Annotated in this window: 21 protein-coding genes; 14 read left to right on the top strand and 7 right to left on the bottom strand. The window is 32.8% G+C overall.

Annotation, left to right across the window (positions count from 1 at the left end):
* Positions 1 to 47 precede the first annotated feature (47 nt).
* Positions 48 to 200, bottom strand: a complete 153-nt coding sequence (locus tag VIO64_RS14240; protein ID WP_414705291.1) for a small, acid-soluble spore protein, alpha/beta type — start codon at positions 198 to 200, stop codon at positions 48 to 50.
* A 509-nt stretch (positions 201 to 709) separates the two neighbouring features.
* On the bottom strand, positions 710 to 1,150 hold the full coding sequence (locus tag VIO64_RS14235) for a CBS domain-containing protein (RefSeq protein WP_331919361.1): 441 nt from the start codon (positions 1,148 to 1,150) through the stop codon (positions 710 to 712).
* 185 nt (positions 1,151 to 1,335) lie between these two features.
* Between VIO64_RS14235 and VIO64_RS14230 the strand changes: the two genes are divergently transcribed.
* Entirely contained in the window at positions 1,336 to 2,472 is a 1,137-nt protein-coding gene (locus tag VIO64_RS14230) for an alpha/beta hydrolase (protein ID WP_331919359.1), read from the top strand.
* Positions 2,473 to 2,779: 307 nt separating this feature from the next.
* Here the strand turns inward: VIO64_RS14230 and VIO64_RS14225 are convergent, their stop codons facing one another.
* The 3 genes from VIO64_RS14225 to VIO64_RS14215 form a co-directional block, all read right to left on the bottom strand.
* Positions 2,780 to 4,315: an ArnT family glycosyltransferase gene (locus VIO64_RS14225; protein WP_331919357.1), complete on the bottom strand. Its 1,536-nt coding sequence runs from the start codon at positions 4,313 to 4,315 to the stop codon at positions 2,780 to 2,782.
* A 78-nt stretch (positions 4,316 to 4,393) separates the two neighbouring features.
* Positions 4,394 to 6,544 carry a transcription termination factor Rho gene (gene rho / locus VIO64_RS14220; RefSeq protein ID WP_331919355.1) on the bottom strand — a complete coding sequence of 717 codons (2,151 nt, stop codon included), beginning with the start codon at positions 6,542 to 6,544 and terminating at the stop codon, positions 4,394 to 4,396.
* 457 nt (positions 6,545 to 7,001) lie between these two features.
* Complete coding sequence (locus VIO64_RS14215) at positions 7,002 to 7,676, bottom strand: hypothetical protein (protein WP_331919353.1); 675 nt, start codon at positions 7,674 to 7,676, stop codon at positions 7,002 to 7,004.
* A gap of 184 nt (positions 7,677 to 7,860) precedes the next feature.
* On the opposite strand from VIO64_RS14215, the gene rd reads away from it, so the two are divergent.
* The 12 genes from rd (at position 7,861) to VIO64_RS14155 (ending at position 18,049) form a co-directional block, all read left to right on the top strand.
* The gene (rd, locus tag VIO64_RS14210) at positions 7,861 to 8,025 is read left to right on the top strand and encodes a rubredoxin (RefSeq protein WP_331919351.1); all 165 of its coding nucleotides are present in this window, start codon (positions 7,861 to 7,863) and stop codon (positions 8,023 to 8,025) included.
* A 367-nt stretch (positions 8,026 to 8,392) separates the two neighbouring features.
* Entirely contained in the window at positions 8,393 to 8,734 is a 342-nt protein-coding gene (locus VIO64_RS14205) for an STAS domain-containing protein (RefSeq protein WP_331919349.1), read from the top strand.
* A gap of 241 nt (positions 8,735 to 8,975) precedes the next feature.
* Positions 8,976 to 10,310, top strand: a complete 1,335-nt coding sequence (gene glnA, locus VIO64_RS14200; RefSeq protein ID WP_331919347.1) for a type I glutamate--ammonia ligase — start codon at positions 8,976 to 8,978, stop codon at positions 10,308 to 10,310.
* Positions 10,311 to 10,477: 167 nt separating this feature from the next.
* A complete protein-coding gene (locus tag VIO64_RS14195; RefSeq protein WP_331919345.1) occupies positions 10,478 to 11,053 on the top strand; it encodes an ANTAR domain-containing response regulator in 576 nt (191 codons plus the stop codon).
* A gap of 48 nt (positions 11,054 to 11,101) precedes the next feature.
* Entirely contained in the window at positions 11,102 to 11,818 is a 717-nt protein-coding gene (locus VIO64_RS14190; protein ID WP_331919343.1) for a gamma-glutamyl-gamma-aminobutyrate hydrolase family protein, read from the top strand.
* Between the two features lie 355 nt (positions 11,819 to 12,173).
* On the top strand, positions 12,174 to 13,040 hold the full coding sequence (locus VIO64_RS14185) for a hypothetical protein (RefSeq protein ID WP_331919341.1): 867 nt from the start codon (positions 12,174 to 12,176) through the stop codon (positions 13,038 to 13,040).
* A 33-nt stretch (positions 13,041 to 13,073) separates the two neighbouring features.
* On the top strand, positions 13,074 to 13,199 hold the full coding sequence (locus VIO64_RS14180; protein ID WP_331919339.1) for a cyclic lactone autoinducer peptide: 126 nt from the start codon (positions 13,074 to 13,076) through the stop codon (positions 13,197 to 13,199).
* A gap of 198 nt (positions 13,200 to 13,397) precedes the next feature.
* Positions 13,398 to 14,219, top strand: coding sequence for a mechanosensitive ion channel family protein (locus VIO64_RS14175; protein ID WP_331919337.1), 822 nt, complete (start codon positions 13,398 to 13,400; stop codon positions 14,217 to 14,219).
* 74 nt (positions 14,220 to 14,293) lie between these two features.
* Positions 14,294 to 14,491 (top strand): DUF951 domain-containing protein, encoded by a 198-nt coding sequence (locus tag VIO64_RS14170; protein ID WP_331919334.1) that lies wholly within the window; start codon positions 14,294 to 14,296, stop codon positions 14,489 to 14,491.
* A 91-nt stretch (positions 14,492 to 14,582) separates the two neighbouring features.
* Entirely contained in the window at positions 14,583 to 15,218 is a 636-nt protein-coding gene (locus VIO64_RS14165) for a response regulator transcription factor (RefSeq protein ID WP_331919332.1), read from the top strand.
* 636 nt (positions 15,219 to 15,854) lie between these two features.
* On the top strand, positions 15,855 to 16,580 hold the full coding sequence (locus tag VIO64_RS14160) for a sensor histidine kinase (protein ID WP_331919330.1): 726 nt from the start codon (positions 15,855 to 15,857) through the stop codon (positions 16,578 to 16,580).
* A 113-nt stretch (positions 16,581 to 16,693) separates the two neighbouring features.
* A complete protein-coding gene (locus tag VIO64_RS14155; RefSeq protein WP_331919328.1) occupies positions 16,694 to 18,049 on the top strand; it encodes an ATP-binding protein in 1,356 nt (451 codons plus the stop codon).
* Positions 18,050 to 18,337: 288 nt separating this feature from the next.
* Here the strand turns inward: VIO64_RS14155 and VIO64_RS14150 are convergent, their stop codons facing one another.
* Together VIO64_RS14150 and VIO64_RS14145 are read right to left on the bottom strand one after the other, a co-directional pair.
* Positions 18,338 to 19,003: a hypothetical protein gene (locus VIO64_RS14150; protein WP_331919326.1), complete on the bottom strand. Its 666-nt coding sequence runs from the start codon at positions 19,001 to 19,003 to the stop codon at positions 18,338 to 18,340.
* 175 nt (positions 19,004 to 19,178) lie between these two features.
* The gene (locus tag VIO64_RS14145; RefSeq protein ID WP_331919324.1) at positions 19,179 to 20,453 is read right to left on the bottom strand and encodes a hypothetical protein; all 1,275 of its coding nucleotides are present in this window, start codon (positions 20,451 to 20,453) and stop codon (positions 19,179 to 19,181) included.
* A gap of 975 nt (positions 20,454 to 21,428) precedes the next feature.
* Between VIO64_RS14145 and VIO64_RS14140 the strand changes: the two genes are divergently transcribed.
* The gene (locus tag VIO64_RS14140; protein ID WP_331919322.1) at positions 21,429 to 21,599 is read left to right on the top strand and encodes a sigma factor-like helix-turn-helix DNA-binding protein; all 171 of its coding nucleotides are present in this window, start codon (positions 21,429 to 21,431) and stop codon (positions 21,597 to 21,599) included.
* Positions 21,600 to 21,720: the final 121 nt, after the last annotated feature.

Below are 21,720 nucleotides of genomic sequence, written 5' to 3'. Positions count from 1 at the left end.
GCTTAAACTAAAACTACAAAGTATTTATTATAAGCGATTTGACGAGGTTATTTTCCTTCAAAGTTACGTTCGGCCATCTCAATAGCTTTCCTGACAATGTTACCGCAGTTCCTTGACGATACCGATCCCCAACCTTCAGTTTCAACCGTGTTGTAGACTCCAAGTTCCTTTGCTATCTCAGTCTTAAGCTTATCAGACATGATACTGCTTCTGTGTCTACTCACAGCAAATACCTCCTCGTTTTTTTAAATTTTACACATAATTCAGTTTACTAAAGCTAAAATACAAACATCAATTAAAAGCATTCAGTCTTACATTTGGCAGTGATTATAACGAAAGCTATAACATTATTATGTGACAGACAAATGTAAGAGGTTATTCAATTTTCAAATGTTTAAGTTATCATTAATCCGATACATTTGCCTATCACAAATTATTAAAAATAATTTTGCACTGCCAAATGTAAGATTAATATAATAACTTTATTAGCAATAGCTATTTAGCATGCATGCCTTCAAACTGTAATATCAGTGTAATTTCGTTAAACGTTAGTCATTCAAAACCATTATGACAATTTCGTTTAACTTCGAAATGCTTAAAACTTAAATCATATAAGTTTTATCAAGCACTTCTGATATTATTATTATCCTAATACCTTATTTTATTACTAGAACTTTTTGCTATATCTTCTGCAATAGTCACTTTACTTTTATTGCTTTTTCAATTTCTCCGGCTTGGCTGGTATTGATATTTCTGAAAGTGCTTTTGATGCCTCTGTATCAAAACGGTTATCAGCAGCCATATCACCTAATGAAAGTATTCCAACAAGCATATTATTCTCCACAACAGGCAGCCTTCTTATTTGATTTTGAGACATTATCTTTGTTGCATCATCAATATCAGTATCTGGGGATATTGTTGTAACCTGTGATGTCATAACATCCTTTACAGGTGTTTCACTTGGACTTTTCCCATGTGCGATATTCCTTACGACTATATCTCTGTCGGTGACCAATCCTATAACACCATTCTGGTCACAAACAGGAATAGCACCCACATTATGCTTCTGCATTAGTTGTGCAGCTTCAACAACTGTACTCATAGGATTAACATAAGCTATATTTTTTGTCATAATTTCTTTTACCTTCAAACTAATCATCTCCTCTTTTTTATATATAAAGACTACGTTTTATTTTTCCTTATTAATTGAAAATAATTTATGAAAATATTTCCATTTATATACTGTCATTATATTTATATAATATTTATATCTATGTTTAATTTGAAAGTGTTAATAATCTAACTATAGATATATAAAGTTAAAGGTTGATGCTTATGAAAAAATTCAAACCAATTTTATACGGTTTAGGTATCCTGATGATATTAGCTTTATTATCAAGCCTCCAAAATATTTCTGACTATATTAAATACAAAATTTTCTTTGCTAATAACCTTATAATAAGTATCTCAAAAGTTAATCCCAATGTTAACTCGATCTCATGCGACAACCAAAATCAATTGGTTCTTGTTGCCAAGGTACGTGACATAAACGGAAAGCCGTGCCCCGATATTCCGTTGAGATTTTTTGTAAGTCCTGGTGTGGGAAATGTGCTTCCTGCCCAGTCAAGAACAGATTCTACGGGGGATGCGATCATAAAGTATATACCTCCAGAGCAATTGAACACCTCAAAGCAGGCTGAAACTACTGTAAATATAACAGCCAGTATTCATGATACAGGTGTGAATAGCATGACAAAAGTCAGGCTTATAAGACCTCCTGTTGTTTTGCTGCACGGATATCAGGAGCATCCCGATATCTTTGAGGGAATGAAGGAATTCTTGATAAAAAGAAAATTTGAATGCATGGTTCCAGGCTATAAATCGGAATTGGGTGTTGAGAACGGTGCAAAAGAATTGGACAGCTACTTGAATAAACAAAAACAGATATATTTAGCTAACGGAATACAAATAAATAAATTTGATATAATAGCCCACAGCATGGGAGGCCTTGTAGCAAGATATTATACCTGTGCACTCAGTTATATAGGCAAGGATGATATCAATAAAATAATATTTGTTTCTGTTCCACACAAAGGTTCCTATTGGGCTTCCTTAGGATCAAACCTTTATAATGATCAGGGAATAAGAGATCTTACGCCGGATAACCCCCTTTTGTCTAAGATACTGCCCTCTCTCCTAAATAACGGTTTAAATAGATTTATCCAAACAGGAAGCATACTAGGTCAGTATGATGAGGTAGTAACTGCCGAAAGTGCAAGTCTTGACGAATGGAATATAGGTACTGAGATTTTTAATGTAGGTGAAAACAACCTGACAATAGAAAACTTTTTAAACGGGAGCATCCTTGATGCTGCCAACCATAAAAACGTTCTTTTTAATAATAAAGTTTTCGAAAAAATTGAAGATATGTTAGACAGGAAACTGCAACTCCCAGAAAGCAAAACCAACTAATATGTGGACTTTATCCACACAACTGTGGATAACTAATTTGAGTATAAAAACCTTAAAACCCTTTATTTATAGCCTGTTAACCATTTTAGTATTATGTAAATAAAATTATATGTGCAAAAAATGTGTATAACTTTTATGTTTATCCACAGGCAATTATGTGAGATATCGTTTTTTAAAAAACACTCTTAAATATTTTTGACATTGAGAATTATATCTCAGTAATTGCATTGTGTCAATAGAATAAATTTGATTTATAGGAGCATTTTTTCACTAAAAAAGTTTTCTCTTTTAATTGCAGCTTATAGCTTTAATTGAAATTAAACTGGTATGCCTCGGGTGATGCAGTACCTATTTTAAGGACGAAAATAGCCGAAATTAGACAAAATGCAACAGTAATAAACGCAAGTACATATTTCATAAATTTGAACCTTGAATTGGAGAATTTATTAACCGCGTGGCCATAAAAGAATGCTGCAGATATTAAACCGACACCTGCATACCTGAAGTTTTGTCCACATACCACAGGATTTGATAACCGGGATTGAAACAAAAGTGCAAAAGGCAGAACCAGGCATAATAGAAATATAAAACCATACCCATTTAGAAGCTTTTTATTCTGAACAATCAGATATGCTGCCAGTATAATTATCAAAACCGATGTTGATATCAGCAAGGCGGTTGCTATGCTCTCAAGTCCATTAAAACGCCATTCACCAAATAAAGAGGATTTCAAAACATAATCGGCAAACAACTCACTTCTACCTGTAAAGGGGTCCTGTGTAAAAGGCTGTGTCTTAAAACCTTGAATGGGTATATAGAAAAGGTTCTTTAATGTGTTTGCATATTTTTCAAAATTAACTTCAGGTACATACATAAGCCCTTGATTAAACAAAACCAGATTTCTTAGGGAATAGCTTATAGATAATGGTACAGAAACCAACAAAAAAATACCAGCCTGTTTTACTATACTTTTAGCACCTGCCTTATCTCTTATATATGCGGCAACAAAAACAGCGAAGACAGCAGGAATAAGTATTATTCCATTCTTTTTTGCAAGTATGGTAAGGGACATAAATAAGCCCAATAGAACAACATTTTTGACACTTTTGTTCTTCATCCATCTGATCATATAGTATACAGTTACAATATAGAAGAAGTACATTGTATTATCATTGTTTAAGAAGGATGCAAAGTATATGTTGTAAGGAAAAAACGCAAATACAGCTAGGGCCGCCAGGGTTACCAGCTTCTTGGGCTTAAACTCCTTTATTATTTTGTAAAAATAAATAAGTGTCATGCTGTTTAGAAAAATCATTTCTAACTGTACAAGCCTAAAAGAGTAAAAGTCATTTAATCCAATTACCTTTCCTAACTTGTAAAATACGGCAGAAATAGCATGATGTAATGGGGGATGGTATGCCTGACAATAGCCCACATCCGGCAGAGACATTTTATCGGCAATCTGCCTGATATAATCAAGATGATTAAAGGAACTTCCTATAACATCGTGCTGCCTTATTGTAAAAGGAGTGTATAAGGTATAAACCACCCTCAACAGTACTCCGACAATTATGATCATAACCGCAATGGAATCGGTATCTAGTTTTTTCCTGGACTTTAAATAAACAGTATATCCTAATATCGGTATAATGCCTATAAAAAAGGATATTTGAATATTGCTGCTGCTTATAGTTTTGTCATTAAGAAAAAACACCGTAAATACGACCAATAAAAAAACCGCTAAAATAGGCACATAAAAATTCTTAACCAACCTATGAATAAGGCTTGTACTAGCCGCTTTAACAACGTTACCCTTCTTGCTTTCTTTAGTAATATTTGTCATACCATCACCATTTCTTTAATTACTTTAACCCAATCCTGCAAAAGGTGTAAGTCTAACTTTTAGACTTACACCTTTTATTTATTTTTCTACAAATGACACGTTAACGTTCTTAACAAATTCTTCATTGCTTCTTGTCTGCATCAGCTTGTTTACGATCATTTCGGTAACTTCAGCCGTTCCCATATTGCTCATTGCCTTTCTTATAGCCCATATGCTTTCAAGCTCCTTCTGGCTAAGAAGCAACTCTTCCCTTCTTGTACTGGACTTGTTTATATCTATAGCAGGGAAAATTCTTTTTTCAGAGAGCCTTCTATCTAGATGAAGCTCCATATTACCTGTTCCCTTAAATTCTTCGAATATGACGTCATCCATTCTGCTTCCGGTTTCTATGAGAGCAGTTGCCATTATTGTCAAACTGCCTCCAAACTCAATATTTCTTGCAGCACCAAAAAATCTTTTGGGCTTATGGAGTGCTCCCGGATCAAGACCTCCCGATAATGTCCTTCCTGTTGGAGGTATTGTAAGGTTATATGCCCTTGCAAGCCTTGTTATACTGTCAAGAAGTATTACCACATCTCTCTTTTGCTCCACAAGTCTCTGTGCTCTTTCCAAAACCATTTCAGCAACTTTAATATGATGCTCCGGAACTTCATCAAAGGTAGAATATATTACTTCGCCCCTTATTGAACGCTGCATATCGGTTACTTCCTCAGGTCTTTCGTCAATAAGGAGGACAATTAAATCTATTTCGGGATAGTTTGTTGTAATGCTGTTGGCAATTTTTTTGAGAAGCATTGTTTTACCGGCTTTAGGCGGAGAAACAACCATTCCGCGCTGTCCCTTACCAATTGGAGCAATCAAGTCAATCAATCTTGTGGAAAGCTCTCTTGGTGAAGTTTCAAGTGTAATTCTCTTATCTGGATATATTGGCGTAAGATATTCAAATGGAGTTCTTTTTGAAGCAACTTCAGGAGAATCACCGTTGACAGACTGAACATACAAGAGTGCCTGGAATTTCTCGCCTTCCTTCGGTATTCTGCCCTTACCCTTTATCTTATCACCGGTTTTAAGACTGAATCTTCTGATCTGTGAAGGAGAAACATAAACATCCTTCGCCCCAGATAAGTAGTTGTCACTTCTTAAGAACCCATATCCGTCAGGTAATACTTCTAAAACCCCCTCAACGGGATCATCACTTTCTATCTTCTCTAACGGCGTCTGCTGATTATTCTCAGCTCTTTGCTCAGTCTTTTGTTCTGTTTTGTTTTCTAACTTCTGCTCCGGCTTTACTTCAGTCCTCTGTTCAGGCTTTTGTTCTGCTCTGGCTTCAGGCCTTTGCTCTGTTTTCTGATCAGAAGCATTTTCAGTCCTGACTTCAGATCTATTTTCCATCCTTTGCCCGGGCTTAAATTCTTTTGGCTGATCGAACTTTCTTATTCTTGCAGGTTCATCCCTTTTGACTTCATTTGATACTTTGCCACCACCGGAAGAAAACCTATTAGCTGTAACACTGCTGCTACTTTTATCATTTAAATTGGGTTTTGTAGCAGCCTCAATTTGGACATCATTTGCTTCTGCATCTTGAGGCTTTATTTTTTCATCCTTTAATGCTTCCTCTGTCTTTGCCTCACTTTTGGGCACAACAGTTTCCTGCAATGTTTCTTGCTGAGCCTTCTCATCATTTACTTTTGGCTCTTCCTTAACTTCGGCCTTTTCACTATCCTGAGTTTTTATATTTTCGGGCGTTTTGTCATCAGATAATTTACTTGATTTCAATCTGGAACTGCGTTTTTCTTTGGATTTGCCTGCTGACTTATTGCTTTCTTTATTTGCGTCATTATTTGCTATATCAAGTATTGCTCTAACCTCATCCGCCTTTTCTGCTTCCTTTGCCTCTGCTTCCTTTTCTTTTTCCTTTTCCGCTGCTGCTTTTGCAGGTCTTCCACGTCTGGATTTCTTAAGAACAGGCTCAACTTCATTTTGTTTAGCTTCGCCATCTGAAGCTTGGCTTTCACTCTTTTCAGTTTTGTTATTGGTTACATGTGCAGAAAGAGCAGATTGTAAGTTTTCCCTTGTATCATCACCTTGAGCAACTTGACTGTTATCAGACTCTAAAATTTTCTCTATCAATTCATTTTTTTTATACTTCATTACATTTTTAAGTCCTATCATCTTTGCAATATAGCGCAAATCCTCAAGGGTTTTACTTTCGAGATTTATTCCCTCCATAGTCCACCACCTTATATAAGCTTTATATATTTATTTCCATCATTTTGGGAATTCATTCAAGTAGATATACAACTACAACCTTCAAAAACAGAAGATTTTTGTGTAGGTGAGAAAAATCGATTGCTACTTTGACAACATTATAGCATCCAAAAAATACTTTGTCAACGCAGTTAGGAAATGTTGTAAATAATTTCCTCAAGTCAAATACATGGTTTTATAACTAATGCGACATTATTTCCACCTTTATACACATTTATTGTACTTTAATGGACATTTTTTATGTGTATTTTTATTTGTTTATTTCCATTTTCACAAACACAAAGATACTAATGCTTGCAGCAACAAAACAGCTTGGGGTTTTGCAACCTTGGTTGTTTTTGTAATAAATAAGAAAATCCAGGGTATACTTTACGATACCCTGGATTTTCTTATTTATTCATTATTGAATATACTTTATTTAAAATTGGTTATCATCAGTCTTTCGTACAAATTGCTTAGAAGGGCTCTGAGCAAAATCATTCGGTTCTTTAGTCAGCATTATCTGGTGCCTTTTCAATATATCCTTAAGATCCTTATTCGAAGATGCATCTATCATTACATTTGCAAAACACCTTAAGCACTTCAAATGTATCCCGTCTTCATAAAGAAGCATTTCAACCTCGTTACTGCCGCACTCACAGTAAAGATTTCCGTTTTCAGCAATGTCATGAATCTTGTTTAGTGCATCAAACATTACCTGGGTGTTTTTAAAATATTTATCGTACCCAAAGAGATCAATCAACTCATCAAATTCCTTTTCAAGTCTGTCGATTCTTTTTCTAACTTCCTCATCTGTGCCGATAAAACTCAATTCAATACCGGTACCAGGACAGTGTAATACACTTACCGGCTTTACTAAAAGCTCGTTTCTGGATAATGTAAATATATGATTGCTGCCGCAGCCTATACACGGAGTCCTTATTTTGAACTCATTTAAGTTATCATTAAAAATTGTAATTTTCGAATTATTACAGCGGCATGTAAGAGTATATGCCCTTTTGCCCAATAATCTAAAAAGTGAAATATTGAAAAATTCAAAGGAGCCGCAAAAATTACACTTATAACCCATGGTCAAACAAGTATTTATCAGCATATAAAAACACCTCATTATTATAATTCGCCAAGTATATAAAAAAATCCTCTTTTAAAGAAGTTTCATTAATAATCTTTGTGATATTTGGAATAAATTTTATTTTATATTAATTATTAATAAATATTTTGTTATAATATAATATGCTATGGGTATTATATTAAAAATCTTATTTAGGAGTGATATGATGGATAAGTACATTTGTGTTGTATGTAGTTATATTTATGATCCTGAAGTAGGTGACCCGGATAGCGGTATTGCACCTGGAACTTCATTTGAAGATATCCCGGAAGATTGGGTTTGCCCATTATGCGGTGTTGGTAAGGATTCTTTTGAAAAATATTCAGAATAATATTTACCAATCAAAGCCACTCTTATATATCGTGGGAAAGACTCTCTCAATAGAAATCTTTTTCACGATATATATCCTAAAATGAGTCTAGAAGCCTCTGTTAGAAATTAATCCAGCCCATAATGCCCAAACTTATTGAATTTAATTATTAAATGATATATAATTGAATTAATACAAGCTTTATAAATTAAAAATCATTACTTTTCTTTTTGAACAACAATCAAATACATATGCATTAAGCATAAATTAAAGGGCTGTCTTTTTAACTTATGTTAAAGTCTTAAAATGTTATTAGGAATTATTATTGAAATAATACACCAGGACTAGAAGCTTTATCAGGCTAAAAATTTCAGAGGGGGCTTAAGCAATGAAAGTTGAAGTCAAGGAACTAAACAACGTTAAAGTTGTTAAACTAATAGGACAGGTGAGAATATCTACTCAGAATGAATTCAAAGATCTCCTTGATAATCTTGTAAAGGAAAGTGCCGGTCAAATTGTAATAGTTAATATGGAAGGTATTATTTATATGAATAGTATCGGCTTGGGCATAATAATAGATACCTATAAGAAATTTAAGGAAATGAGCGGCCGAATGGTACTTTGCAATCTTTTACCAGAGATTATGAATTTATTTGAGGTTACACGGCTTAATAGATTTATAGAGATCTATGGAAATGAAAGTGAAGCACTTAAGAAAGTAACTGCATAAAATAAATTAATTATATAAAAATATTTGTTGCATAGTGTTTATATTGTGATATAATTTAGATTAATTAATTTAATTTATATTAAAATATTTGTTTTGGACAAAACTTTTAGAACAATGGCGTTCTCAAACAAGGTTGTGACCTTATTTGAGTGCGCTTTTTTAATGTGTTTAAATGGTATAAAAATTCGTATTTAAAATTACTTATTGCAGTTAATTATTAATAATTAGAGAGGTGTTGTATATGCCCAATTTTTCAAAGGAAGATATTTTAAGGATAACCAAAGAACAGGATGTTAAATTTATCAGACTCCAGTTCACCGATATATTCGGTATATTAAAAAATGTTGCTATAACAGTTGAACAACTAGAAAAGGCTCTTGACAATAAGTGCATGTTTGACGGCTCCTCCATTGAAGGCTTTGTTCGTATTGAGGAATCGGATATGTACCTAAGGCCGGATATCAATACCTTTGCTATCTTTCCATGGAGACCTCAGGCAGGAAAGGTTGCCCGTTTAATCTGTGATGTTTATAACCCTGATGGAACCCCCTTTGAAGGAGATCCAAGGTATATACTTAAAAGGGCAATTAAAAAAGCGACTGATATGGGATACGATGAGCTTAATGTAGGCCCTGAGTGTGAGTTCTTCCTATTTCTCACAGATAACGAAGGAAACCCAACTACCGAAACCCATGACAATGCTGGTTACTTTGATCTAGGGCCGGTTGATCTTGGAGAAAATGCTCGCAGAGACATGTGTCTGGTACTTGAGGAGATGGGCTTTGAAATTGAAGCTTCTCATCACGAAGTCGCTCCCGGACAGCATGAGATAGACTTTAAATATGGCGAGGCTCTTGCGACTGCTGACAATATAATGACCTTTAAGCTGGTGGTTAAGATGGTTGCACAAAGAAACGGCCTCCATGCAACATTCATACCAAAGCCTATTTTCGGTATTAACGGCTCTGGTATGCATACTAATTTGTCCCTATTTAAGAACGGAAAAAATGCATTCTTCGACGAAAAGGATCCGCTGCACCTCAGCAAGGACGCCTATTACTTTATCGGCGGAATCATGAAGCACATGAGATCAATAGTAGCAATAACCAATCCTATTGTTAATTCATATAAAAGACTTGTCCCCGGTTATGAAGCACCGGTATATATTGCATGGTCAGCCAGAAACAGGAGTCCTCTCATCAGGATACCTGCTGCAAGAGGTTCATCAACAAGGGTAGAATTGAGATGTCCCGATCCATCATGTAATCCGTATCTTGCTTTATCTGCTATTCTTTCTGCAGGACTTGACGGAATCAAAAACAAGATAAATCCTCCTTCATCCATTGATAAAAACATTTTTGAAATGACGGAAGAACAGCGTAAAGCAGAAGGAATCGACTCCCTTCCAGGCAGCTTGAAGGAAGCAATTGATGAGCTTAGCAAGAGTGAGCTTGCAAAGGAAGTATTAGGAGACCACGTATTCAGTAAGTTTATAGAAGCCAAAAATGAAGAATGGCAAAATTACAGTACAAAAATAACTCAGTGGGAAATTGATCAATACCTTACAAAGTATTGACACTATTCCATATTGCATAATTAAATAATTTAGAATTTTTCCAGCAGCAATGGAGCAGCCGGGCCTTTAGGTTCGGCTGTCTTAATTTAGATAATAGGAAATTATGGTGACTTTTACACCATAATTTTGAACAGGTATTTTATTTTACAGTAACAGGGGTGTGTTATGTGGGATCACCAAGAATTTTGATTGCCATGAATAATGAAGTTTCATCTGGAAAACTTAAAACAATTTTTGCCGAAAACGGATATTTAGTTGCAGGCCAGGTTTCAGACGGCCAGGAATGTTTAAGACGCGTCCGTGCTCTTGGACCGGATCTTGTGGTTCTTGATTATGATCTACCATTAACTAACGGTTATGAGGTAGCAAAAATATTATTGGAAGATAAGCTTTCTGATGTTATACTTATAGCTACTGAATCTCAAAAAGCTCTAGTAGAGGAACTGTGTAATGATATAGGTTTTTCCTGTATTACCAAGCCTCTAGGAAAAACAAACCTTCTAAATACAGTAGATCTGATGTTCAAAGCAAGAAGGAAGATTAATACCCTTGAGAAGGAAATCACTGACCTCAAGGAAGTTTTAAATACAAGAAAAGAAGTTGAAAAAGCCAAAGGCCTTTTGATGAAGCACCTTAACCTCTCTGAAGCAGAAGCCTTTAAACGCATACAAAAACAGAGCATGGATAAGGGTATCTCAATGAAAGAAATTGCAAAAGCCATAGTACTTGCATATGATATTTAGGTATATTTAGATTTCCCTTGATTTGTTAATCGCAGGAGGTGCTATTTTATGAGCAATAAACGTCCATTAATAGGTGTTACTCCTTGGTATGACTATGATAAGCAGCTTACTTTCATTAAAAAAGGGTATTGTGAGGGTGTCAATAAAGCCGGTGGCCTAGGGGTTTTGCTTCCAATGTGCACACAGCCGGAACTAATGGAAAATATGGTACAGAGCTGCGACGGATTCCTTATATCCGGCGGCCCCGATGTGGATCCCAAATATTTTAATGAAATGAACCTTCCTTTCAACCAAGATATATCTCCATATAGGGATACCCTTGAAATCTTTATAACTAGAAGGGCTATTGAGCTGAATAAACCTCTTTTCGGTATTTGCAGAGGGATACAAATAATGAACGTTGCAATGGGCGGAAGTCTTTACCAGGATATTCACTCACAAATAAATGACAGAAAGCTTATAAAGCATTCACAAGCTGCCCCCAGATGGTATCCTACCCATAAGATCAATGTTAAGAAAGACTCTATCTTAAGCAAGTTATTAAAAGCAACCTCAATAGAGGTTAACTCATTCCACCATCAAGCAATTAAGGATACGGCACCAGGCTTTGAGATCAGTTCCCTGTCTGAGGACGGTATCATTGAATCAATCGAGTACAAAAACCATAAATTTGCACTGGGAGTACAATGGCATCCTGAGTTGATGTGGGAGGCAAACAGTGTATTTCTATCATTATTCGAGGGTTTGGTACAAAGTTGCAAATAATTTTTTGAATTTTAATAAAAATTTTGCTACACTATTATTTAAAATACGCTTCCTTTCGATTTTTCTTGTCGTTTTGCGGCGTATTTTGTCGATTTAAAACTTTGTATTGAACATAGTTTTTCCTTGTGATAATTTAGTATTAAGAAAGACATAGGGAATCTTGCTACCCAAGCATTTGATAACATTATTTTATTTTAATTTATCGATTATTTATTCATTGAATATTGAAAACTTAATATCGAGTTTTGTAGTATAATGTTAAATAGTGTCGAATCCCTCTCTAATATTGTGTTTTATAGCAGAATATGATAGTGTATAATTGTCATCATATTTTGAGGGGAAGGAATTATAGTATATGGAGCAGTTTTCGCTAATAAACTTTTTAACCATGTCAATTCCTGAAGAATTTTTATTATCGTTTTTTGTATGGACTATTCTTGGCAAAAAGGATACTGTCAAATTTAGATATGTAATATTCACTACGCTAATAACAGCCATGGCTTTTATAAGTGTACAATTTTTGACTAATTGGGATCTATCTTTATCTGCAGTACTTAATTTAGCTATATTTGCTGTTATAATTTTTTTCACCTATAAACTTAGTATATTTGAGTCCGTTATAAGTGCTTTATTATCTATGGTTATTTATATCCTTATACAGTCTGTTACGATTAATATTGGTATGCTTATATTAAATAAATCAAACGGCATGGACATAGTCCCTTACGAAATACGAATTTTATTATTTATTCCAGTTTTTATTATACATTGCTTAATATCTTTAATTTTGTTTAAGAACAATATTAAAATTCTTAATTTTAAGAAGAAGAAATCAAGCATTTACTACCTTAGTAGAATACGTTTTATAGTTTTACAATTAACATTCACATTTTTAATAATATTTCTTAATTTTAGATTGTATTGGAATAATAAAAATCTATTTAGTTCCTCTAATGATAAGATATTGATAATAATGAATTTAGTCTTAATAGTATTCTTTACAGTCTTAATATTAATTAGCGTATTCAAACTAGGTAAAGATATTCAGCTTGAGGAGGAACAAAAGAGATCCTTTGATGGCAGAGAGTTTTTACAAAATATAGATTACTTGTGTAAACTTATGGAAAATAAAGATTACGTAGAAGCAGAGAGAATGCTTGAATCAATAAAATCAGACGTAAATACAGGATTATTAAGCAATTCAGGAACTAATAGGGGGTAACTCTATTAAATAAAGGGATAAGGGGATGTTACTATGAAAGCCATTTTTTTAAAGTTGTTATCAGCAGCACTTTTTATCATTGCTTCATTAGTAAGTAGTACCGCGTGTTATTGGTTTTTTTACCAGCCTAAAACGCCAAAAGTGCTTACAAAAAAATAGTTTGTAGTATTCCTCTATTTCTACCCTTTTCGGAACGAAAAAACACTTTATTTAATATATGAAGTGTTTTTTCGTTTTTGCCATTTATAATGTTTATATTATAGAAATTATTTATAGAATAATTACATATAATATGTTAAAATTTTTGATAATTACTTTTGCATTAAATGAAATATATTTTGAAAGGGTAAAAGTGTAATGGATAAAGTGATTAAATTTATTCAATCAACCTTTGGTAATATTAATTCTCCAGTAATATATACCATAAAGTCTTTGGGTATAATACTAATTGCCATAGTGGTAGTCAAAGTTGGGAATTTTATTATTAAAAAGACCTTTGAAAAGCAAAAAAACTTTAAGTACAGTAAAAATATAAAACGCCTTGATACCATGTCGACCCTGACAAGAAGTATATTTAAGTACTTAATTTATACAATAGCGGTTATATCAATTTTGACTGATGTTTTCGATATACGTTCGGTTTTGGCTGCTGCAGGTATAGGAGGTTTGGCTATTGGTTTTGGGGCACAAAGCCTCATTAAGGATGTTATAACAGGTTTTTTTATTGTATTTGAAAATCAATTTGAGGTTGGTGACATTATTACTATTGATGCCCTCAATGGTACAGTTGAACATATAGAATTAAGGGTCACCAGAATAAGAAACGCAAACGGAGACCTTTACATTATACCTAACGGTGAAATAAAAAAGGTCATCAACCATTCAAAAGGAAATAAAACAGCTAACATCGATATTCCTATATCCTACGATTCCGATTTGAGTAAGGCTATTGATATTATAAATACAATATGTACAAAGGTTGCCGGTGAGTTTTCCGTAATAGTTGAAGCCCCTAAAATTTTGGGAATTACAGAGTTTGGTAAGGATAATGTAGTGTTAAGAGTAACTACCAAGACTTTGCCCAATGAGCATTATGAGGTTGAAAGAAGGTTCCGGAATCTTGTAAAGGATGAATTCAGCAAGGCAAACATCGAGTTTTACAGGCAAAGGCAAGCATAAAAACGGAATCATTTGTACAAGGTCTGTTTAGGTATGTTGAAAAATATAAAATTGTTACTTCTGGAGGAATTCAAATGCCTATTAAGTTTAATGTTGGTGATGTGGTAGAAATGAAAAAACAGCATCCATGCGGAAACAAGCAGTGGGAAGTAATGCGTACAGGTGCTGACTTCAGAATAAAGTGTCTTGGCTGTTCTCACCAGGTCATGCTTCCACGTCCGAAATTCGAGAAAAATGTCAAAAAGGTAATAAAATCTGTCAGTGAATTTTAACATTATATTGCATAATTCTTTCTTATTGACTATAATTATGAAATATATATAATTATTTCAAATCATATGTTAATTAGGGGATATTTTAATAGTGATAAATATAATAATAGCAGATGATCAAACAATACTTAGTGAAAGCCTCAAACAATTAATAGAATTGGATAATGAATTAAAAGTACTAGCTTGTGCTCATAATGGTAAAGAAGCATTTGATTTATGCTGCAAATTTGTTCCTGATGTCATCCTTATGGATGTCCAAATGCCGGATTGCAGTGGTATAGAAGGAACAAAGCTGATAAAAGATAAATTCAATCATGTAAAAGTATTGATGTTAACCTCTTTTCAGGACGAGGAATTTATATCTCAAGCACTTAGCTTTGGTGCCGACGGTTACCTTCTCAAGGATGTTAATCATGATATGCTCAAGCTTGCAATTAAAAATGTCCATTTAGGCATTCCCGTCATACATAAAAATGCTTTAGCTGTATTGACAAAGAATCTAATCTGTTCAAATTCATTGAATAGTATCAGTGCTATTCGATTTACACCAAGAGAATTGGAAATAGTAAGCTTGGTAGCAAGAGGAAAAACAAATAGGGATATAGCAAAGGAAGTTTGCCTCAGCTGTGGCAGGGTTGCTAATATTATAACTGCTATTTTTGAAAAGACGGGATTAAATGACAGGACCGAGCTAGCTGTCTTTGCAATTAAAAATAGAATCATATAGATAAAGAGGGAGAAAAATTATTTGACTTTAAGTACATCTTTTTTAGTTTCTTTTTTTAGTAACGCTTTAGAATCTATTGCTGTATTGCTCTTTTATACATATATTATTGACCAAAAACAATTTGTACTTCAAAACAAACTAAAATCTCTTTTGTATATTGTAATATACATTGTATTCTCTATGTATATTGACACATTTATAGCAGAGAATATACGAACATTTTTTTATGCAACTTTTATGATTATTATTTTAGGGAATATTACTAAAATCACATTTATTCGGTCTTTCATAGTAATTGCTTTAGTATCTATTACCTTTACGCTTACAGAATTATTTACACTGGCTTTGTTCATAGCTATAACAAAAAAGGGGCCTACTGAAATATTAAATACAGTAGAGCTAAAATCCATTTCACATTTAACTGTTAGATTTATACAATTCACCTGCATTATTTACTTGTATTGGTTCAAACCTAAACTATTTGAACTAAGCATATTTAAAAAGAAAAAAAACATAATATCAACCGGATTATTGCAAATTTTCATATTTATTATATTCTTTGTGGCTTTCTTCTTTAAAGATAAGTTTTACGAACAGCAATATGCTTCATCCCAAATATTTGCTCCGATTTTAATTATGTTAACTTTGATATTTAGCATAATTGATTACAAAGAAAGAGAGAGACAAATAAAAGTAGGTTATAAACTGAAGCTTCAGGAAGTAAATGTCGAGAATATGGAAAGACTAGTAAAGATCCTCAGGAAAAATCATCATGATATTGGAAATCATTTAAATACCATATTAGCTATTACACAAATGCGGAAAGATGATACTTTAGATAGAGTCGAGGAATATGTCAGTGCCCTTACAGATAATGTCAAGTCCTCTTTTAAGTCATATGATACTGGTAATAGCTATTTAAGCGGCCTTCTTGCTGTAAAGTACAATGAAGCATCTGAAAAGGGAATCAGACTTGAAGTAGATTTCGATGCTAAGCTGGACCTTTTAGGCATCAACGATCAGGCACTTATAAGCATTATAAGCAATATAGTTGATAATGCTTTTGAGGCTATAGATAATCAAGTTTATGCTGAGCATAGATTTATTTCGGTATCTGGGTATGTTAAGAATGGTGAATACCATCTCTCAATTTGCAATAATGGTGCAGTGATCTCAAGCCAAAATGTGGATAAAATATTTGATCTTGGATTTTCTACAAAGGGTAATATAAATGGCTATAATGGATATGGTCTATATATCGTCAAGCAATATGTTAGGGATAATAATGGCCAAATTTCGGTGACCAGCAATGATGATGAAACCGAGTTTTTAATGAGGTTTCCTATATCTTCAAAATCTTGATCCTGCAAAAAAGCTAAGTAAAATACTGTCTTGGAACAGTACTATACATAAATATTTTATCTAAATTTACATAGTTTTTAATATTTGAATTTTAATAATGGGGGAGTTATACTTTGACAATTAACACATCTATGGTTATCTCATTTTTTAGTAATATACTAGAAGGTACTGCGTTTTTACTTTTTTATACATATATTGTAGGCCAGAAGCAGTTTATCCGTAAAAACATGCTGAAATCACTATTATTTATGATAATATATATTGTATTTTGTTTTTATGTAGATGCTTTAACAACATCAGGGATGCACACATTACTTTATACAGCTTTTGTGATTATTGTTCTAGGGTACATAACAAGAATTACATTGTTCCAATCTCTTGTTGCAGCAGCTATTTTAATTATTGTCTTAATGCTAACTGAAGGAATTACACTTTTTTTATTTATGGCTATAACAAGAAAAAATCCTCATGATCTATTAAAAATAGTTGAGCTAAAATTTCTTATACACCTAGCCGCAAGATTCATACAATTGTCTTTAATATTTTTCCTATATAGGAAAAATATTAAACTCTTTGATCTGGGCTTATTCAAAAAGAAGAAACATTTCATATCAACCGGTTTGCTGCAAATATTTGTTTTTAGTCTATTATGCATGATATACTTATGGAATGGAATGTCCCCAGAAAAACAACATTCTACTTACCAATTACTTGCGTTCATTTTAATTATATTAACTATAATATTTAGCATAATTGATTATAAAGAAAAAGAAAAACAAATAAAGATAGGCTATAAATTAAAGCTTCAGGAAGCAAATGTTGAGAATATGGAAAAGTTAGTTAGAGTTCTGAGAAAAAACCACCACGATATCGGAAACCATATAAATACTATACTTGCTATGGTACAAATGGAACAGCCTGATACTTTAGGAAAAATCAAAGATTATTTAAGCAAACTTAATGACAATGTTAAGTCTTCATTTAAGTCATATTATACCGGCAATAGTTATTTGGACGGTCTTCTTTCTGTTAAAAATAACGAAGCTAAAGAAAAAGGAATAAAGCTTGAAGTTGACTTTGATGCAAAATTGGATATTCTGGCCATAAGTGATCAGGCCCTTATAAGCATTGTAAGTAATATAATTGATAATGCCTTTGATGCAATGGAAAGTCGAGTTCGTGATCAAAAGTTCATTTCTATCTCAGGGTATATAGAAAATGATAAATATATTCTATCAATATGCAATAACGGTCCTGTGATCTCTGAACCGAGGTTGGACAAGATATTTGAGCTTGGTTATTCTACAAAGGATGACGTAAGTGGCTATAATGGTTATGGGCTATATATTGTCAAGCAATATGTGGAAGAGAACAATGGTGAAATTTCTGTGACTAGCAACGAGGATGAGACTGAGTTTTTGATGAATTTTCGGGAGTGTCGCTCAAAAACCTTTTATTGCCATCATTAGGCCTGGACGGATCGCCAGCAGTTTACGGCAGTATAATTGCATCCTACAATCAAGCCAAAGGATAAAGGATTCACTAGCACTTACCCGCAGGCTTTATCCTTGACATGATTTTATATACAATTATAGAAATGCTTAATCTGCTTCGCAAATATGCCAGAAATCTTTTGTTGCAACTTTATGAAATTTTACTTGCAACTAACATATAAAGTTAATAATCAAAAACTCATACTTTTTCAAGTGCTATAAAATAAACTGTTGAGGACAAAACTAACAGCAGAATAAGTTAGATTAAAAAGTAAACACATAGATGCTTCCATCACTTGATTGAATGCTAGTTCGATCTTGAAATTTTAATACTTTATTGCCTGTAACCGCGAATGCTAGCCCACGGGCTGTCTCATCCTTGTTGATTAGCTTCTCTTTATTACTATTAGTTACCTTATACACATTAGAGGCAGAAGTTTTTGGGATGTTATTAGTTTCTTCAAAATATCTTGCAGTAAAAGAGTCATAAATACTATTACCATTTTGATATAATGTTAATTCATCAAAACTTAATTGTTTATAAGATTCAATTAATTGATTTTCATCATATAGCATCTCATAGCCTAACCACTTTTCTGGTTCTCTATTTTGAATAATGTATTGCTTTTTTATAGTGTCATAATTTATCTCATAAAATAAATATTTATTGTTGTCCTGGCATATAAAATTTAGTAATAACTGCTGGATTGACCCGTCTTTTCCATACCTTAACTGAAACTTATCAATTTTCATGATATCGCTACGGTCTATTGATTTTTTAATGCTCTTTATTTCTTTTTGTAAGTCTAGCTGTTTAATATTTTGAAGCGAACTATTCAAAGTATTCTCAGAGTTATTAGAAACTCCACATCCAAAAAATAATATAAATAGTATATTGACAAGTACTATATATTTTATATTTTTTTTCATTGTCGATTTACCTCTTTCAATTATATATATAATAATAGGGACAAATCAATTATATGCTATTTTATCTTACTAATTCCTAAAAAGCAATAATGATTTGACCCTATACTTTCTAGTTGCTAAGCAATAAAACTCAGACTATTCTTAAGTTGGCAATATAAAATATCAGGCTTGTAGTTTAGTTTATATACCCACCTGTATAATATCCAGCATCACAAGTGCCTATTTTTTGATATTCAACTGTGAAAATTTTTGGCACTTGTTTATATATATCTACCCAATAATGCATTCCAGTATATCCCCAAATTCTAGATGACGAGGTAGGCACTGTAAATTCAGCAGCTTGTTTAACCATATTTGAAAAAGTCGTTTGTCCCGAAGAAGTATACTTAATTTGTAAATTGCCAGCATTGTAACCACCTGCAGTCTTAGCTACACTTAAACTGTTTGCAGTTGAAAAATTAAATGTTGCATATGCAGTGTTATATCCCAAACTTATTGAAAAATCCTTTTTGTTATACGCATCTTGTGGTCCATATGAATATATTTTACCATTAGGCCCAAAATCTTGGTATATCGAAAAGTCCTTGTATGTATTTTTAACGCCATTTATAGACATAGGTGTTATTTTAACTTCAGAACTACCTATTAACCAATGGGCTCCAGCCATTGGATTTGATGGGTGTTTTTGCAAAAGAATATTTCCTTCAACGGTTGCACCTGGATATATTATATCGCGACCACTACTATCAACTCCTTGCCAAAGACCAAAAGTATCATAAAACGTATATGCTACACTAACAGGTGCCCACTCTAATGCTGCCGCACTTGCAATATTTACTGATACCAAACTTGTTTCTGGTTCTATCTTATTGGAGACATAGTCTGATAATGTTGAATTATAGAGTCCTGTATTCACTAGATCATCATTTTCAATTGATACTCTCAAAACAGTAGGAGCATATCCGTTTTCCATGTAGTCTTTTTTAACCATTAATCCATATACTTTTAACTTTGGATCGCTATAAGCACTTGTGTAGAGATCATTAATACTATATTGATCCGGATTAATATTTAATGCATTAATAACTTCCTCAACTTGAAAGTTTTTCTTTTTAAATAGTAGTTTTTTATTATCGTTAAACATCTTTATGATTTTGTCTATTATTTTTGAATCTTTCAAATCAACGGTATCTAAATCTACCCACATACCGTCACATTCGCTGACCTCATCATAAGTTAAATGTTTTTTACTTTTACTAATTATGTTCTTTTGGAAACCTTTTTCTTTTAAATAGTTGTCATTAAATTTTTCTGTTAAATAAAGAATTTTTGAATTTGAATTAATTTCATTCTTTAATTTTTCTCTTTTAGCTAAAGCCTCTAAATTAACATTTAATCCACAAAGTGCAAGTGATAAGGCAAGAATAGTGCTTAAAATCTTTTTTTTCATTAGCTTTTCCTCCTGTAATTAGTTTTAATTTTATATTAAGATGGCCACTTAATATACCGTAATTGGGGGCATCCGCCTATATTCCTACAACATAACGATACACATTACTAAGGTGCACGTGATAACAATTGTCATGTAAACTATATGTTAATTGTTAACCGCAAGCGATGCCTAATGTCAACAATATTTATAATACACATTTGCATTTAAATCCAAAAAACAAAAGAATTATAAATTTAGTTATTCAAGTTATTCACAACTCTTAAGTCATGCACCCAATAGTCAAAATGTAGTTCCTAGCAGATGCTCTTTTAAATTATAGTACAGACTCAAATTTACAGAAGTTTTTGCCAATATATGCCTCAATATAAATAGGTCTGTACTTAATATTAATGATATTCTATCAAATATATAACTCAATAGTTTATTCCCTTAAGGTTACACAGTGATATCAAATGATTTATTGTGTTCCTACCTAGTAACAATCTCGATTATATAAATCGAATTATATTATTATGTATATATCAAGAACGTGTACTGCTGTAAACTGCTGGCGATCCGTCCAGGCCTTTATAGGAACCGTGTCACCTCCTTTTAGTAGACAGATAGTCATGCTCATTTAACGGTTTAATACCTTTCATATATGGAATTGGGTAAATTCGTTGAAACTCAATAGTCTCATGAAATTTTTAATTACCTAGCTCACAAATGAAAGTTTAAGATTTAATAAATCATACTATTTTTTGATGGTAATAGCCCCAATTTTACCAATCCTATATATAAATTCCTGGCCCAGGTTTTTATATCAAAATAATCTAAAAATTTTGCTTATATTTAATATACTATAAGCATTCTTATTTGATAAGGTGTATATACTCACGATTTTAGAAACTTAACGTGAAACCTTTAATATTACGTTAAATATTTAACAACGTATTTAATTAAAGATTTAGAATGTGAAACTTATTTTTCTTAATGATCGATGAGACCGAAGATAGTATAATATTTAAAATAGATATTGGTAAGGCAATTGATAAATTAAAAATAGAAGATAAAACAATTATTATGTTGAAATACTTTGAGGATTTTACTATAACCCAAATATCAGAAGTACTTGCGTGTACGGTTGGCGGATTAACCCCTTAAGTTTGGACAATTTCTAAATGAATCTTTTGTTATCTTAATATTTGAAAATTTCCAGTTTTTCAGGCGGGAAAATTTTTTGCAAGAATCCAGTTTACAACGAGCCTCACCTATATGAGTAGTC

Source organism: Pseudobacteroides sp. (assembly GCF_036567765.1).
Lineage (GTDB): Bacteria > Bacillota > Clostridia > Acetivibrionales > DSM-2933 > Pseudobacteroides.
The sequence above is the reverse complement of the archived record's forward strand: the minus strand, read 5'-3'. Positions and strand labels throughout refer to the sequence as shown.

Bases quoted from the DNA above. Each gene is read 5' to 3' on its own strand.
- VIO64_RS14240 (WP_414705291.1), bottom strand. From the start codon at position 200: ATGTCTGATAAGCTTAAGACTGAGATAGCAAAGGAACTTGGAGTCTAC.
- VIO64_RS14230 (WP_331919359.1), top strand. From the start codon at position 1,336: ATGAAAAAATTCAAACCAATTTTATACGGTTTAGGTATCCTGATGATA.
- VIO64_RS14225 (WP_331919357.1), bottom strand. From the start codon at position 4,315: ATGACAAATATTACTAAAGAAAGCAAGAAGGGTAACGTTGTTAAAGCG.
- rho (WP_331919355.1), bottom strand. From the start codon at position 6,544: ATGGAGGGAATAAATCTCGAAAGTAAAACCCTTGAGGATTTGCGCTAT.
- VIO64_RS14215 (WP_331919353.1), bottom strand. From the start codon at position 7,676: ATGCTGATAAATACTTGTTTGACCATGGGTTATAAGTGTAATTTTTGC.
- rd (WP_331919351.1), top strand. From the start codon at position 7,861: ATGGATAAGTACATTTGTGTTGTATGTAGTTATATTTATGATCCTGAA.
- VIO64_RS14205 (WP_331919349.1), top strand. From the start codon at position 8,393: ATGAAAGTTGAAGTCAAGGAACTAAACAACGTTAAAGTTGTTAAACTA.
- glnA (WP_331919347.1), top strand. From the start codon at position 8,976: ATGCCCAATTTTTCAAAGGAAGATATTTTAAGGATAACCAAAGAACAG.
- VIO64_RS14190 (WP_331919343.1), top strand. From the start codon at position 11,102: ATGAGCAATAAACGTCCATTAATAGGTGTTACTCCTTGGTATGACTAT.
- VIO64_RS14185 (WP_331919341.1), top strand. From the start codon at position 12,174: ATGGAGCAGTTTTCGCTAATAAACTTTTTAACCATGTCAATTCCTGAA.
- VIO64_RS14180 (WP_331919339.1), top strand. From the start codon at position 13,074: ATGAAAGCCATTTTTTTAAAGTTGTTATCAGCAGCACTTTTTATCATT.
- VIO64_RS14175 (WP_331919337.1), top strand. From the start codon at position 13,398: ATGGATAAAGTGATTAAATTTATTCAATCAACCTTTGGTAATATTAAT.
- VIO64_RS14170 (WP_331919334.1), top strand. From the start codon at position 14,294: ATGCCTATTAAGTTTAATGTTGGTGATGTGGTAGAAATGAAAAAACAG.
- VIO64_RS14160 (WP_331919330.1), top strand. From the start codon at position 15,855: ATGTTAACTTTGATATTTAGCATAATTGATTACAAAGAAAGAGAGAGA.
- VIO64_RS14150 (WP_331919326.1), bottom strand. From the start codon at position 19,003: ATGAAAAAAAATATAAAATATATAGTACTTGTCAATATACTATTTATA.
- VIO64_RS14145 (WP_331919324.1), bottom strand. From the start codon at position 20,453: ATGAAAAAAAAGATTTTAAGCACTATTCTTGCCTTATCACTTGCACTT.
- VIO64_RS14140 (WP_331919322.1), top strand. From the start codon at position 21,429: ATGATCGATGAGACCGAAGATAGTATAATATTTAAAATAGATATTGGT.